The organism is Victivallis sp. Marseille-Q1083 (assembly GCF_903645315.1).
Classification (GTDB): Bacteria; Verrucomicrobiota; Lentisphaeria; order Victivallales; family Victivallaceae; genus UMGS1518.
The window spans coordinates 416,547-432,208 of the sequence record NZ_CAHJXL010000002.1; the positions used below are offsets into that span (position 1 = coordinate 416,547).

Consider the following 15,662-nt stretch of genomic DNA (forward strand, 5'->3'; position numbering starts at 1 on the left):
TTATCTGGTTCAGGGTAGTTGATATGAAATTTAAGGTAATATTATGAATATTAGATATAAATTGAGATGTTTGTTTTTATTCATTATTATCAAAATCGTGAGATTCAATCAGCGTAATTACAGTTTTTTAAAAATTGCTTTTATGTTTTTGCCAGGAGATGAATATAATAATGCCATTAAAAAGTTAAAACCAGTTCTTGAGGCTTTAGAGTATAATTTCGAAAATAGTAAATTTTTTGTTAATGAAATAGAAAAAATCAAAAAATCAAAAATTGAATTAATTATTATGCCTGATAATTTTATACCGGGTCATTCTTGTAAAAAAATGGGTAAATATTTATTTATGGAAGAAAATCTATTTACGAGTTGGTCTCGGATTTTCTTAATTTTATTTATTCATGTAGAAAAAGATAAAAATGAAATTGATAAATTCATTGAAAGATTGGAAACTGCATATAAAGCAGATTTTCAAGACTGGAAAAAATACTTTTATACTTTTTGGCATTATGAATTTACATAAAACAAAATCACCGGTTATGCTTGATGCTGCTCCGTTGACGGTTTTCGATGCCGCTGCCAATAAAACTTACTTCTATCAGACTGACGCCAATAAAAATGTGACTGATCTGACGGACTCTGCAGGCACAATAGTCGCGCATTATGAATACAGTCCTTTTGGGCAACTAGTGAAATCTTCCGGAGCTTATGCAAATACTAATGTTTTCACATGGAGTAGTGAATATACTGACCGGGAGACCGGTTTGATTTATTATAATTTCCGGGAATATGATCCGAAACTGGGGCGTTGGTTGTCACGAGATCCTATCCATAAACAAGGAGGTCTTAATTTATACGCATATATAAGTAATAAAACTATCAATCATATAGATAAACTTGGATTACAAAATTTCGGAGAAGGATTTCTTCCAACAACGATTGATCTTCTGCCACAAATTGCAGAGCAAGAAACTGGAGGTGAAGGTAATAGTGAAAATACTTCTTGTTCAACACAAGAAGCTCATTTAAATAAGTATTTATTTTACTTTTTGCTGATGTTTAAGAGTTGTGCACAATTTGTCGGTATGGAAATCGGTCCTGAGCAACCACCTCCTAGACCTGCTTATGAACAAACAATTGAACCAGCTAATCCTCCTTCGGGTTCTTCAGGACCTGATCCTGATCCTGATCCTGATCCGACTCCAAAGCCAACAGATCCGAATCCTCCTAAAAAACCACCGATTTCTCCTGGAACTATAGATATTTTCTTTATTCCTATTCCGCATTGGTGGTTTCAAATGCAAATTTATAATATACAAGAACAAGAGAGAAGAAATAATCCTTGTCATGGTAATCCTCCTTATACGGCATAATTACATTTTAAATTCAATATAATTGATTGATGTTGAAGGAAGTATTATGAAAATTAAGTATCATTTAAAAAATATATTCTTTTTAATTTCTATCAAAATCATGAGATTCAAACAGAGTAAATATAGCTTTTTAAAAGTTACTTTTATATATTATCCAGAAACTGAATATAATAATGCTATTAAAAAATTACAACCAGTTCTTGAGGCTTTAGAGTATAGTTTCGAAAATAGTAAATTTTTTGTTAATGAAATAGAAAAAATCAAAAAATCAAAAATAGAATTAGCTATTATGCCAGATAATTTTATACCAAATTATTGTTTTAAAAGCATGGGAAAATATTTATTTATTGAAGAAAGTCTATTTACGAGTTGGTCTCGGATTTTCTTAATTTTATATATGCATGTAGAAAAAGATAAAAATGAAATTGATAAATTTATTGAAAGATTGGAGACTGCATATAAAGCAGATTTTCAATACTGGAAAAAATACTTTTATATTTTTTGGAATTATGAATTTACATAAAACAAAATTGTTTTTAATCTGACTTTTAACATAGCATTTAATGAGATATAACTAATAGTGCTAGTCTGTACTTCCCGCAACTCTGACTCCTCTATCATCGCGTCAAACTGTTTTGAGCCGGCTTGCCATACTTGACCATGTGCTCGTTGAGAATCGTGGTACTGCTTGGCTAATAATCTGTTTTATATACGAAGCAATTTCGATACGAATTCAAATGCCATCAATATGATTTCTTTCTGGCGCTCTCTTAATTCAACTCGTATTATTAAAGGGAGGATAATAACACTTACCATGAATAACCATGTGAATCTATGAAGGCATTCCCGTACTCTTTTTTCCATCAAGCCAATGCATAAGGCTTTCTTTATTGATCAAAACTTTTCCAGAACGGGCCGGAGTAAGTTTCCTGACATCTATTTCACCCTTTTTCGCAGCTCGATACAATGTGGTTCGTGAACATTCCGAAAAGAACTCGGCCTCTTTCTCCGTCAAATAAGGTTTCGGATCAAAACTGCTTTCCTTTGCCTGGCAAGGAGAAAGCAATTCATGCAAAGTATACCCATAGGGCGAAATCAAGGTATCTATTACATTGACCAGATCATCGGGAATATGTTTTTTCATATAAACAGTGGCTCCTTTCCTGGTTGTTTTGCAGATACAGTATAACCTGATTCAAACGAAATGCAACCAAGCAAAATGGCGGCATTTACAAAGTTTAATTCCAAAGTGAATGAATTTGAGTTTCCATTTGTAACCATGAGGGAAATTGGAGGTTTTTCGACATCATAATAAAAAATGGTTATTTTTGATTTTTTGATCGATTCAAATAAATAGCATAAATCGCTTTCCCAAGACGACGTAATCATATGTTTTGGATTTTTTAATTTAAAATATCAAAATATGCAAAAACGTGAATAAAAAATTTTATTTTAAAAAAAAAGTCCCGTATTTTCCCTACATTTTTCATTTTTCGATCAAAAAAAAGTCAAATCACAATTTTCATAACATCATTATTAATATTGACTTATCTATAGTTTTTGTCGAGATAAAATAAATTAGAACTATACGTTCGCATCGTATAGGCCAGGGGTTCGAATCCCCTCAGCTCCACCAATTTTGAGATCGGAAACCAGTTGCGGTAAAATACTTGCGACTGGTTTTTCATTTTTGCGCCCCAACCTGCTCAAACCTGTCAAAACATGCCTTCAGACCACACCTGTCCTAACAATTTTCAAAATGGCGTAATTTTCTGATTACGCCCCCTCATTTTCATCTATTTCACACCAATTCTCAAAAGTAGCCCCCCTCACTACTGTCCGGTAAAAGTTTCCGGACTTGATTGTTAAAATCGGGACTTGTTCTATATTAGAAGAGCTCAAACCCATAATATTGAACAAGAAAGTCCCGACAATGCATTACAGTAGCATCTTTCAGCAGCTTTTCAATTTCATACCGAGACATCGTTTTGAGAAATCCGTAGAAAACTTATCCGGCGACCGCTATTGCAAACATTTTACCGCATGGCGGCAGTTTTTGACGTGCCTTTACGCGCAAATTACGGGCAAAGACTCCTTGCGAGAAATTGAAAACGGTCTTCTTGCAAACCATGATCGGCTGTATCACCTCGGCATGGAGGTTGTTCCAAAATCGACCTTGTCCGAAGCGATGAATCGACGTGATCCGGAGATATTCAAGGCGTTGTTTGAGGAAATTCTTGACCGGGCTTTGAAATGTGCGCCCTCGCACAAGTTCCGATTCCACAATCCGCTGTACGCGATTGACAGCACGACGATTGATCTGTGCCTAAATCTTTACGATTGGGCGCATTATCGTAAAAACAAGGGTGCTATCAAACTTCATACCGAGCTTGATCTATCCGGAAATCTGCCCTGCTTTGTGATGCTGAGCAACGGGAAAATAGCAGATATTCGAGCGGCACGAGAGAACATTATCATCGTTCCGGACAGCATCTACACCTTTGACAAAGGATACTATGATCTGAACTGGTTTCAACACATTGCGGACAGCGAGGCTTATTTTGTCACGAGACTGAAAGACAATGCAAAAATTGAGTTTCTCGGACAGCATCGGGAGGCAAATGAAAAACGTGGGGTTTTGCGGGATGAAGCCGTGTGGTTTACCGGATATCAATCAGCAAGAAAATATCCCGGAGAACTGAGGCTGATTGAGTTCCTGGATGAATCGACCGGAAAAACATACCGCTTCATTACCAACAACTTCAAACTGGCGGCAGCGAGCATTGCCGGAATTTATAAACAGCGTTGGCAGATCGAAATCTTCTTCAAATGGATCAAGCAAAATCTCAAAATCAAGAGCTTTCTTGGAACCAGTGAAAACGCCGTCATGACGCAAATCTATGTCGCGCTTATCCATTATCTTTTGGTCGCATACATCAAATTCCTGCATGGATTCAAGCTCAGCCTCTCGGAATTAACGAACCGAATCCGCGAGACGCTTATGCAGAATCTTTCCCTGCTCGAAGTCCTCGCTCTGAACCGCAAAACCATTACGAAGCCGCCGGATTGGAATGCTCCCGAACAACTCGAACTTTTCAACGAGTTTCTATGCTGAATTTTTTACCGGACAGCAGTGAGCCCCCCTTTGTTGTAAATCTGCTGTCCTAAAAAGCGAACTCTGGTTGAAATGATTCCGGCTCCGGTGGTTTGGTAAATGGTTGATCCAGCCATTGGCGCAAGTCGCGGTAAACAAATAGATTCCATTTCAGGAAAGTGACCAGGGTTGAAAAATGCCATTGCGCTTTCGACAAAAACTTCAGGTACTTGGTCAGCAAAATAGCGATAAGCGCTGTCCAAACTTGAATCCGAACCGCATTTTCGCTGGTGCCGATAAACGTTTTGATCTTGAAGTTCTGCTTGAGCATCTTGAAAAAGCTTTCGATTTGCCAGCGAGCCTTATAGATGTCGCCGATCGTTTGTGCGTCCAGCTCAAAATTGTTGGTTAGCAAGGTCAATGTCCGATGGTTTTCCACATCGCAGACGACCACTTTGCGGAGACGTTCCGGATATTTGTCTTGCGAACCACGCAGAAAAATGACTTCATCGCTCAAAACGGTTCCGGGATATTGCTTGACATCGTATTCCGGGATGTCGTAGGTCGTATTGGTCTTGAGGCGCGTGACAAAATCCACACCGGAGAGATTCCATTTATACAGCATGGAAAAATCAACGTATCCGCGATCACAAACCACCATGCTGTCACGCGGGAGTTCCATTCGTCTGGCGCTGTTTACCTCATGAACATCTCCATTGGTGAAATCAACGAACACGGGAAGATGACCATCGTGATCCAACAGCATATTGAGCTTGATTGCCCCTTTGGTTTGCCGATAGGTTGCCCATGGAAAAACTTTAACGCAAAGCTCAATCAGCGTTGCGTCGAGACTGTAAAGTTTCTTGGGAAACGAAAACTCATGCCGTGGCGCAATTGCATGGCAGTGTCCCAGAAGCATATGGAAAATATCGCCGAACATTTTCGGAGAGCGATGGGCATTGGCGTACGACAAGTTGGATTTGGTTGGAGCGGATTCCACTCCAAGATGATTCAATTTACCTCCACAGGTTTTCAAACCTCCGCAAATCTCTCGCAGACTATTGGCCTGCGCCAACTGGCAGAAGATCATCGACACAAAATGTGCCCAACTGTCAAAGGACTGTTTTCGCTTGTCTCCATTGTGTTTCATGACTATTTCTTCAAATTCTCGCTTCGGTATCAAATCCAACACTTGACGAAAAAGACTGACTGATGTATTCTTCATTACGGAGCCTCCTTGTGGTTTAGGCAACCGTAATATACTATTACGGACAAGTTGGCTCCACTTTTTTCACCCTTTCAAAAGTTTGTTAGGACAGGCGTGATGGATGATGCAGATGGGAATCCCATATTAGATTGGGAAGGCTTTTCTGCTTCTGTATTTTCATTAGGAGAAGTCTATGCCAATGGTTTTGATAAGATGATTGAAGAATTGAAGCTGAAACTTGGAACTTTTGATGAAACTGGCAATGTTGGAAATTGTTTTGAACGGTTGACTATTATTGGCCATGGAGTTAGCAATACACTTGTGTTGGGGAAAAATGATACGATTGGTTCTTTTCAGATGGAGCTTCTTGTGAATAATTCTCCGGTACAAGACCTTCAAGTCAAAGGATTTCTTGACTCATTGAAGGGGATGTTGTGTAGCTGTAATGCAGTTGTGGAATGGAGACTTTGTTATGTTGGTGATGGTAATGCAGGAAGTCTTTTGGGGCAACAATTAGCAAATTATTTGAACGCAGGAGTCATTTTGCATCAAGGTCAATCTAATATATTAGGTGCAACTGGATTTGGGGCAAAACCTTTATATAAAAATGAAGATTATAACCCTCTATACCCACATCGTATTAGGCGTTTTTTGCCAGAGCAACAATTTGATACTTTTCTTATGGAGAAAAAATAATGAAGAAAATAACTAGATATTCTATATGGGTCTTAGTTATTATTGCAATAGAAATATTAATTTTGTTATTTTGTCTTCCAGAAATAGTAACAAGAGGTTTTTATTATTTACCTCAAGAGATTGAAATTTCTGGAAACATAATACTGGCTGATAATACAGCTATAGAAATTTCCCCGCCTATAAAGGCATATCGTGTGGAAACTATGGATTTATCCAAAGAATATTGGGTCGGAATATATAAAATTGATGGAAAAATAGCAAAAGTATATATTTTAAATAAAAAAATTTACTTAAATATTAAAAATGTTTATTGTATTGATAATACTGAATTATTTGATAGAATAAAAAAATACATAAAAGAGCATGAGCATAAATATAACAGAAAATTTTCTTTTTAAAATATATTTCTAATAAGAAATTATTGTTATTGATTTTATAATAGAATAGGTTATAATTTTGGACTTTATATAGAACTAAATGTACCCAGAAGGCTAACAAGACGGCGGGATCATTGACGAAGAACTACGGTTATACATTGAACATCAAGGACCAGCGGATCAAGACGACGCTGGCGGACGGCAGTTACTGGGATTACGCGTATGACAACTATGGACAGGTGATCAACGCGGTGCGCAAGAATGCTTCCGGAGGGATCGCCGGGCAGTCGTTCAATTACAGCTTCGACCAGGTCGGCAACCGTCTGTCCGCCTTCCAGGGGACGACCGTCAGTGATTCCCAGTGGAGCTATACGGTGAACGCGGTAAATCAGTATTCGCTGATCACCGAGCCGAATGGCACCACTTACGCGCAGGTGCACGATGCGGACGGCAACCTGACTGGGAGCTATACGACGCAGTATACCTACGATGCCGAGAACCGTCTGAAAACGGCGGATGTCGGGACTTATCGTTATGAATATACTTACGACTATCAGGGCCGACGGATCAAGCAGAAGGTGATCCTGAAATCGGGAGCGACCGGCCAGACGCAGTCGGAGGTCGCTTACGTCTACGACGGCTGGAATGTGGTTGGAGTCTATGACAATACCACGGCAACGCCCAGCTTCCAGACTGGCTATCTGTGGGGCGAAGACCTCTCCGGCAGTCTGCAAGGTGCCGGCGGCGTCGGCGGACTGCTGGCGGAGACGCGCGGCGGCCAGACCTATCTGCCGGTGTATGACGGCAACGGCAATATCGTGAGCTACCTGAACGCCTCGACTAAGGCTTCGGTGGCGGAGTACGTCTACGACGCCTTCGGCCGCACGGTATCGTCGAGCGGAGCGGAAGCCGACAACTTCACCTACCGGTTCAGCACGAAGCCGGTGGACGGCAATGGGCTCTACTACTATGGTTACCGTTACTACGATCCGCAGCATGGCCGCTGGATCAGTCGTGATCCGCTGGAAGAAGAGGGAGGCGTGAATCTGTATGGATTTATCCAGAATAATGGCGTGAATTACTTTGATTTTTTAGGAATGAGTATTTGGACTGGCACAAGTGATCGTCTATATGGGGAACCGGTTGGTTTGGGTTTGAACCCAGCTCAACAAAATGAAGTTTTCCTTGGTTTTAGTACGGCTGAGATAGATGGAAATATAAAGGGGGTCGAAATGAAAGCTCCTTTATTAAAACTGCAAGTATTGGCATATTCATTAAAAGATGATGGTTATGATCCTATTAGTACCGAAGCAGCCATGACTTTGGTTAGGCATAAAATACGCTTCATGACATATGAAGATCTTTTAACACAATTGAAAGAATATGTTGAATTGGATGAATGCCGTTGTATTGATTCATTGATTATTTTAGCGCATGGTGAATCCGACGGTAAGTTAACATACGGAGGAAGGCAGTTAGGACTGCAGGATGATTTTGTTGCGCTTCAGGATTTTTTGTTTCAATGAGTTCTGCGAAATAGAGGAAAAGTGAACAGGAAGCAGTTTGAGCCACCGGCAAAAGCTTTGAAAACAAGCAAACAGTACGAGTTGGTGCAGAATTGGGTAAAAAATCGCTGAAAAAAGGCGTGAAGAATTAAGGCGGATGTGAATTCGCCGGGGTTGATTGAAAAATTTGAGATTATCGCGAAGCTATGCGGCGTCAGCAAACGATTTGTAACAGCGGATTTTGTCCGGCTGTTCGAGAATGAATGCGGCGGCGACGGCGGTGAGCGCGAGCGTCAGATGTGCAATGCTCATCTGGTTGCGGATGGCTCGGTAATTGAAATGCGTGGTCTGTTCGACCTCGCGCGAGCCGAGGCGCGAGAAATAGCGTTCGACGCCGGTACGTTTGGTATAAGTCTCTTTGTACCATGCGCTTTGGCGCGGGACCTGGGCGCGTGCATCATCGGTAACGTCGATGTAAGCGGTACAGCCATAGCGGCTGCCGGTACAGAATCGTTGATGATTGCAAGGGCATTGGCCAGGTAATTCGGCTTTTTCCGGGCGCGTTCCGGCGATGATCGGACAGCGGAATTTCTTGCGGGTGCGGCCTTCGCTCTTGGTGATGCATGAATATTTCATTTCGAGTCCGCCGGGACAGATGGGACAGCCTTTTTCGCCGAGAAGTTTGGCCGCTTGCTGGTTGCGCGGATTGATTGGGATGCATGCTTGGCCTTTGATTTCGTCCTTGATAAAGTCGTAGAATTGGCGGTGGTCATAGGCGGAATCGGCGATAAAAACTCGGCCTTTCTTCTGTCCGTAGACCCGTTTGAGTTTGCGTAAGAGCGAGTGCGCAATCTGTTCGTCGGAGATGTTGTTCGGCTTGGTGATTTCGACCAGCGGAACGCCTTCTTCGGAGACCAATACGTGCGTCCGGAAGCCCCAGAAAAAGCTGAATTGCTTGCCCGTGCCGAATGGCTGTTTCAAGTAAGAATAATAGCCGAGAGTCGCTTTGGGATTGCGGGGGATTTTATCCTCTTTATCCAATGAGCGACTCGGATTTTTGGGATTGTTGTGCTTGGTATTGGCCATGACCGGTTTGGAATCGACGATCAGGACGTCAAGCGAAACCACGCCGCCGCCGATCAGCGACTGAACCGCCGCATGATGAATCGCCTGGATTTCGGAGTTTTTTGTCTTGCTCAGGAATGTATAAAAACGGGACGAGTCCGGCAGCGAATCATACTGGAAACCGATCATTTCGCAGATCACCGGATTCCGTTGCAGATTGCGCAAGAGCTCCGGAATGCTTTTGATTTCCTCCGCGTGCTTGTAAACGTATGCTTTGAGGTAAGCCAAATCTCCATAGCCGATACGACCAGGACCTTTCTTCTTAGCGACACTAGTATGAGATTCTTCCAGCGCAAGAAACAGGCTCTCGTATTTGGAGTTGGCGTACCCGCGATAATCGCAGAATAAAGATAGTTGCATTGGTTTTTATTCCTCCTTCTGGAGTTATGATTTTGATTGCTAGAAGATTACAATATAATTTCAGTTGGAGGATTTTTCAAATTTCAATGCATTGTAAATAGTTAAAAATAAATAATTTAATGTATTTCGCAGAATGCACGATTTTTTGTTTCAATTAAAGGAGGTATTTTGTGAAGACGGTCATGTTGAATTCAGATCATGTTTTTCAGGTGGAGGAGAAGCCGGAGATTTGTTGGGACAATATATAGCTGACCAGTTGGATGTTGATGTGACGATGTATCAAGGGTTGGTTTCACCTTCTGGGGTAAAGGCAAGGGCTCTTTGGAGGATGGGAAGCAAGATGTTGGGATTTTATGACCGGAATGATTATGATCCCTTTAATAGGTCTTTTAGAGTTAAAAGATTTACTCCTGAATGCAATCAGTAGAAAAACGGAGATGTGATGCATTATCGTACTAAAAATTTTATTATGATTGGATCTGTTATTTTTATACTCCTGTTGCTTTTACTTTGGCGCATTCCGCCTAGAAAGGCCGATATAGAAAGCTATAGTCCTTTGGCAAATGGTGAATTCATATCATTGAAATCAGGTGAAAATAGTATGGATTTATTACGGGAGGTAAAGGTTGTAGATGATGAACTACGGAGCAAAATAAAGGGAAGTTCTAATAAGCGATTATATGATGCGGTAAAACAAATTGGCCGAATTATAATGAATAATAGAAATGATTGTTCTGTAGGCTGGTATAATGGACGAATTTTTTTATTTCCTATAGGCGAACATGGTCTTTTTGCTTGGGAATTAGATAAAAACTCAAAGATAGCTCAGGAAATTAGGGATATTTACAATGAGAAAGCGCAAGCTAAAAATAACTTTGAAAAGATATATTGAGTTTATAATAATTCTTTTTTAATATTCTAACAATATCTTAAAAAGAGATAGCGAGAGCTTTGGTAATAATGACTGTGTCTAAAATAGTCGGTCATGAAAAAGTCTTCAAACGCGATGAATTACTACAATACCAAAGGGCAGTTGATCAAGCCGGTGACGCCGGGCGGGGTAATGACGCTGTATACTTATAACGTTCGCGGCCAGTTGATTTCCGAAATAGTGGATATGGATCGTGACGGGACGCAGTCGACCGGCGATATCGCGACGACTTATACCTATAGCTTCGGAACTAAAACCCTGGATGGGCAGTCTGTTACTGTACAGGTGATGACGGTGACGACGTCGAGTGGAGCCAATTCGGTTGAGGTCCGGAAAACGGAACAAACGTTGGACGGTCTGTGCAGTTGGGTGACGGAATTCGGCAAGACTGCTTTTTCGCGGACCGAATATCTGGGCGACGGAGAGGTTCGGCTGACCGAAACCGATGCGGTTGGAGTTAAGAAGGTGACGACGCAGGAGAACGGGCTGGTTACGAAAGAGGAGTTGTTCAACAGTGACGGCACCGCCGGCAATGTGACGACTTACACTTACGATCAGTTCGACCGGTTGAGTACGGTGACTGAAAAGCGCGGCGCGACGGTGGTGAATACGCTGGCCAACAACAGCTATGACGCGAACGGCAACGTGCTGTCGCGGACGGTGAACGGGCAGTCGGTCAGTATGGCTTACGACAATCTGAACCGGCTGTATAATTATCTGCTGCCCGGGAACCGGATCGTCAACTATGAATTTCATTTGACCGGAGAGTTGAAAAAGGTGTCCGGCGCGGAAACATACACCCAGGAATTCACCTACAACAACTTCGGCGGCATGGCGACGCTGAAGACCTGGCGTACCAACACGACGCCGCAGGTGACGAGCTGGAACTACGACACCCGGCAGCGGGTGAAGGAGAAAATCTACGCGGACAGCCGTAAGGTTTCCTATACCTATACGGCGGACAACCAGCCATTGAAACGGACCTGGGCGCGTGGGGTGACGACGACTTATTCGTATGACAACGGCGGGCGGCAGACCGGCATCGACTACAGCGATGCGACGCCGGACGTGTCGATCACCTACGATTTCCTGAGCCGCCCGGTGACGGTGACCGATGGAGCCGGAACCCGGACTTATACTTATGACAACACGAAGAATCTGCTGACCGCCGAGACGGTGCCGTATCTGGCCGATACGACGCTGAATTATACTTACGATGCCTACGGCCGCCGCACCGGCCAAATGTTGAAGACCGGCAGTACGACGCACCAGCAGGCGAACTATACCTATGGTACGGATGGCCGCTATGCGACGATTTCGGACGGCGGTTATACGGCGCACTACACCCACAACGCGGCCGGGCAGCTGTCGACGCTGCGGCTGGCGACGGCGTCGAACAACCAGACGGTATCGACGGCAACCCGGAGCTTCAACAGCGCTCACCGGCTGACCGGCGTCAGCACGACGGCGGGATCATTGACGAAGAACTACGGTTATACCTTGAACATCAAGGACCAGCGGATCAAGACGACGCTGGCGGACGGCAGTTACTGGGATTACGCATATGACAACTATGGACAGGTGATCAACGCGGTGCGCAAGAATGCTTCCGGAGGGATCGCCGGGCAGTCGTTCGATTACAGTTTCGACCAGATCGGCAACCGTCAGTCCGCCTTCCAGGGAACGACCGGCAGTGATTCCCAGTGGAGCTATACGGCGAACGCGGTGAATCAGTATTCGCTGATCACCGAGCCGAATGGCACCACTTACGCGCAGGTGCACGATGCGGACGGCAACCTGACCGGCAGCTATACGACGCAATATACCTACGATGCCGAGAACCGTCTGAAAACGGCGGATGTCGGGACTTATCGTTATGAATATACTTACGACTATTTAAGCCGTCGGATCAGGCAGAAGGTGATTCTGAAATCGGGCGCGACCGGCCAGACGCAGTCGGAGGTCGCTTACGTCTACGACGGCTGGAATGTGGTGGGCGTCTACGACATCACGACGGCGACGCCGACTTTTCAGAAGGGGTATCTGTGGGGTGAAGACCTCTCCGGCAACCTACAGGGTGCCGGCGGGGTCGGCGGGCTGCTGGCGGAAAGGCGCGGTGGACAGACCTACCTGCCGGTCTATGACGGCAACGGCAATATCATGAGCTGCCTGAACGCGTCGACCAAGGCTTCGGTGGCGGAGTACATCTACGACGCCTTCGGCCGTACCATATCTTCGAGCGGCGCGGAGGCCGACAACTTCACCTACCGGTTCAGCACGAAGCCGCTGGACGGCAGTGGCCTCTACTACTATGGTTACCGTTATTACGATCCGCAGCACGGAAGATGGATCAGCCGCGATCCGATCGAGGAAAATGGCGGCGTGAATCTGTACGGATTTGTCGGAAATAATGGCGTTGATGAGTATGATATTTATGGTCTGAAAAAATGTTATCGTTGGATGCTTATCACCTTTTACAATGGACAAAAGAAAGTTGCGCCAGGACAAACTCCCGAGCCGCCATTGGATGAATTTAGTGCGGCTGTTGCTAATCAGCGATACACACCACCACCTGAAAATTCTAATAAAAGAAATCCAGATTTTCTTGGCAATGATCATCCGGTTAACCAACCATATCCGACTGGAACAATTTTCCATATTCGTAGAGGTAGAAAAAATAATGATCGGAGAGTTGTACGTGATACAGGTAAAGGATGGGCGATGCCACGTTCTCCTAAGAGTAGCGAAGGAGGTTTAACAAATAATGAAAGGTATGCTTTACCTAAAGGAGTAGATCCAGATGAGTGGCTTGATCTTTGGACAAAAAAACCCGATGGTAGAGATCCAGAATGGGATATTGTTATCTTAGAAATTGGAGAAGATTGCTCTTGCCCTTCGAAATGGAGTGAGAATGACCCGCCTCCAGAGCCGGATAATATGAAAAAATATAAAGAAGGGCAAAAAGAAAAGGCAGAATACGATAAGCGAAAGGCGACTGAGAGATGGAAAAAAAGAAACCCAGGCAAATAATAGTAGTATTATTGGAAATAGTTGTTTTTTTAGTGATTTTAGTTGCATTTATTTTCTTTTTGACAAAAAATAATGATGTGCCTAATATTTCACGTAAAAATGGAAACAGAGAGATTGCAAAAGTTTTGCAAGATGATGACAAGGTGGATAAAACTTGGAAAATATTTTCGCCGAATGGTGATTATTATTGTAGGGTAGAAGAGTTAAAGGAGCAAGGTGAAATAATTTCCTTTGGAAAACTGGGCCAGACCAAAGAAGTTTTTTTATTGCGGACCGAAAGATGGGCAAACATTGAATGGTCTGAACAAAATAGATGGTTTGTATTGTTAGACTGTAATGATGGTCATGTTACAGATTTATATGTTTATCATATTACAGATAATGAGAATTCCATGGTTGAGCTGGTTTATGCCTCGCCTGAGCGATGGATGTATGATAGACATTGGAGTCTTGAAACATGGAATTTTGAGGCAGGAACGATTTCTATAAAATGTGAATACGGTTGCGAAGGAAAAACTGAATGGAGGGAAAAATATTACACGATTCCTATTTTTATTCCTGATGCATGATAGTCATTTAAATTTATATATATTTAAAAATGATATGTAAAATTGTTCTGTATTGTATTTATTCAATGTCAAAAATACTAATTCTCTTATATTTAAAGTGAGATTCCTACTTATAACGACGTTTAGAGTGAACAGAGGATCTAACCGGTCATGGTGGCAGTAAATTTAAGGTTTTTAAGGAAGAAGGTAATAAATTGAAGAGGCTCCATGATGCAGATGAATATGGAAGATATTTTGAGAGATAAACATAAAGGTCCTGTTGGTCAATATATTTTACTGAAAAATTTAAAAGGAGTCAACCGATGATTGAGTCTGCGGAAGAATTTATTCGGTTAAGAGAAAGTGAAATTCCGGAGGAATATGTCCGTTCGGCGGAAGACGAATTGCCTTTAGAGATAGGTATGGAACTAGTAAAAAATTTTCCAGAGATGAAACAATGGGTTGTTATCAACAAAACAGTGCCAATTGAAATTTTGGAGTTATTAGCTGATGATGAAGATGAAAATGTTCGTTTTGAGGTTGCATCGAAACGTAAATTAACGAGGGATTTATTCTTAAAACTATCCAAAGATCCTGATGCAACGGTGCGGGGAAGGATTGTTTTTAATGCGAAAACTCCGATTGATATTCTGAGAGGAATGTACCCGGATAGCTGGGATCATCTCAATGAACCGCTAAGAAAACGCATAAAAGCTTATGAAGAAAAGATGAAAAAATAATTTAATTGGAAGATAGTAACTTGCATCGCACAAGGAAAATCGAGCGTAAATCTGTTGTATTTTTGTTCTGCCATTAAATGCTGATAGAACCTTGTGCGAATATGAGAATATCTATGACTATCTGAACTGTCGGATCAGGCAGAAGGTGATCCTGAAATCGGGAGCGACCGGCAGACGCAGTCAGAGGTCGCTTACGTCTACGACAGCTGGAATGTGGTGGGAGTCTACGACATCACGACGGCGGCGCCGACTTTCTAGAAGGGGTATCTGTGGGGCGAAGACCTCTCCGGCAGCCTGCAAGGCGCCGGCGGGGTCGGCGGGCTGCTGGCGGAAAAGCGCGGTGGGCAGACTTATCTGCCGGTCTATGACGGCAACGGCAACATCATGAGCTACCTGAATGCGTCGACCAAGGCCTCGGTGGCGGAATATGTCTACGACGCCTTCGGCCGCACGGTGTCATCGAGTGGCGCGGAGGCTGACAACTTCATCTACCGGTTCAGCACGAAGTCGATGGACGGTAACGGCCTCTACTACTACGGTTATCGTTATTACGATCCGCAACATGGAAGATGGATCAGCCGCGATCCGATCGAAGAAAACGGTGGCGTGAATCTGTATGGGTTCGTCGGAAATAATGGAATTAAGGCATATGATGTCCTAGCCTGAATGTTGCATGAAA

At 43.0% G+C, this 15,662-nt stretch carries 15 protein-coding genes; 12 read left to right on the forward strand and 3 right to left on the reverse strand.

What is annotated here, in order from left to right; translation table 11 throughout:
* Positions 1–43 precede the first annotated feature (43 nt).
* Genes HWX74_RS17780 through HWX74_RS17790 form a run of 3 tightly spaced genes read left to right on the forward strand, consistent with a single transcriptional unit; the run spans position 44 to position 1,893 of the window.
* Positions 44–520 (forward strand): hypothetical protein, encoded by a 477-nt coding sequence (locus HWX74_RS17780; RefSeq protein WP_176014915.1) that lies wholly within the window; start codon positions 44–46, stop codon positions 518–520.
* Complete coding sequence (locus tag HWX74_RS17785) at positions 417–1,370, forward strand: RHS repeat domain-containing protein (protein ID WP_176014916.1); 954 nt, start codon at positions 417–419, stop codon at positions 1,368–1,370. Before HWX74_RS17780 ends, HWX74_RS17785 begins: the two co-directional genes overlap by 104 nt.
* A gap of 46 nt (positions 1,371–1,416) precedes the next feature.
* Positions 1,417–1,893, forward strand: a complete 477-nt coding sequence (locus HWX74_RS17790; RefSeq protein ID WP_176014917.1) for a hypothetical protein — start codon at positions 1,417–1,419, stop codon at positions 1,891–1,893.
* A gap of 309 nt (positions 1,894–2,202) precedes the next feature.
* Here HWX74_RS17790 and HWX74_RS17795 read toward each other — a convergent pair whose 3' ends face one another.
* Positions 2,203–2,514, reverse strand: coding sequence for a helix-turn-helix domain-containing protein (locus HWX74_RS17795; RefSeq protein WP_176014918.1), 312 nt, complete (start codon positions 2,512–2,514; stop codon positions 2,203–2,205).
* 789 nt (positions 2,515–3,303) lie between these two features.
* On the opposite strand from HWX74_RS17795, the gene HWX74_RS17800 reads away from it, so the two are divergent.
* Positions 3,304–4,485, forward strand: coding sequence for an IS4 family transposase (locus HWX74_RS17800; RefSeq protein WP_176013549.1), 1,182 nt, complete (start codon positions 3,304–3,306; stop codon positions 4,483–4,485).
* 49 nt (positions 4,486–4,534) lie between these two features.
* Here HWX74_RS17800 and HWX74_RS17805 read toward each other — a convergent pair whose 3' ends face one another.
* A complete protein-coding gene (locus tag HWX74_RS17805) occupies positions 4,535–5,689 on the reverse strand; it encodes an IS4 family transposase (protein ID WP_176014186.1) in 1,155 nt (384 codons plus the stop codon).
* Positions 5,690–5,788: 99 nt separating this feature from the next.
* On the opposite strand from HWX74_RS17805, the gene HWX74_RS17810 reads away from it, so the two are divergent.
* The 3 genes from HWX74_RS17810 to HWX74_RS17820 all read left to right on the forward strand — a co-directional run bounded on the left by HWX74_RS17810 (position 5,789) and on the right by HWX74_RS17820 (position 8,270).
* Positions 5,789–6,367 (forward strand): hypothetical protein, encoded by a 579-nt coding sequence (locus tag HWX74_RS17810; RefSeq protein WP_176014919.1) that lies wholly within the window; start codon positions 5,789–5,791, stop codon positions 6,365–6,367.
* Entirely contained in the window at positions 6,367–6,765 is a 399-nt protein-coding gene (locus HWX74_RS17815) for a hypothetical protein (RefSeq protein ID WP_176014920.1), read from the forward strand. Before HWX74_RS17810 ends, HWX74_RS17815 begins: the two co-directional genes overlap by 1 nt.
* Positions 6,766–6,878: 113 nt before the next feature.
* The gene (locus tag HWX74_RS17820) at positions 6,879–8,270 is read left to right on the forward strand and encodes an RHS repeat domain-containing protein (protein WP_176014921.1); all 1,392 of its coding nucleotides are present in this window, start codon (positions 6,879–6,881) and stop codon (positions 8,268–8,270) included.
* Between the two features lie 183 nt (positions 8,271–8,453).
* Here HWX74_RS17820 and HWX74_RS17825 read toward each other — a convergent pair whose 3' ends face one another.
* Positions 8,454–9,734 (reverse strand): transposase, encoded by a 1,281-nt coding sequence (locus tag HWX74_RS17825; RefSeq protein ID WP_176012237.1) that lies wholly within the window; start codon positions 9,732–9,734, stop codon positions 8,454–8,456.
* Between the two features lie 442 nt (positions 9,735–10,176).
* On the opposite strand from HWX74_RS17825, the gene HWX74_RS17830 reads away from it, so the two are divergent.
* The 5 genes from HWX74_RS17830 (at position 10,177) to HWX74_RS20575 (ending at position 15,649) form a co-directional block, all read left to right on the forward strand.
* Positions 10,177–10,626 carry a hypothetical protein gene (locus tag HWX74_RS17830; RefSeq protein WP_176014922.1) on the forward strand — a complete coding sequence of 150 codons (450 nt, stop codon included), beginning with the start codon at positions 10,177–10,179 and terminating at the stop codon, positions 10,624–10,626.
* 93 nt (positions 10,627–10,719) lie between these two features.
* A complete protein-coding gene (locus HWX74_RS20570) occupies positions 10,720–13,695 on the forward strand; it encodes an RHS repeat domain-containing protein (RefSeq protein WP_176014923.1) in 2,976 nt (991 codons plus the stop codon).
* Positions 13,668–14,264 (forward strand): hypothetical protein, encoded by a 597-nt coding sequence (locus tag HWX74_RS17840; protein WP_176014924.1) that lies wholly within the window; start codon positions 13,668–13,670, stop codon positions 14,262–14,264. The genes HWX74_RS20570 and HWX74_RS17840 overlap by 28 nt, the downstream gene beginning before the upstream one ends.
* Before the next feature lie 302 nt (positions 14,265–14,566).
* On the forward strand, positions 14,567–14,983 hold the full coding sequence (locus HWX74_RS17845) for a hypothetical protein (RefSeq protein WP_176014925.1): 417 nt from the start codon (positions 14,567–14,569) through the stop codon (positions 14,981–14,983).
* A 384-nt stretch (positions 14,984–15,367) separates the two neighbouring features.
* Positions 15,368–15,649: an RHS repeat-associated core domain-containing protein gene (locus HWX74_RS20575; protein WP_176014926.1), complete on the forward strand. Its 282-nt coding sequence runs from the start codon at positions 15,368–15,370 to the stop codon at positions 15,647–15,649.
* Positions 15,650–15,662: the final 13 nt, after the last annotated feature.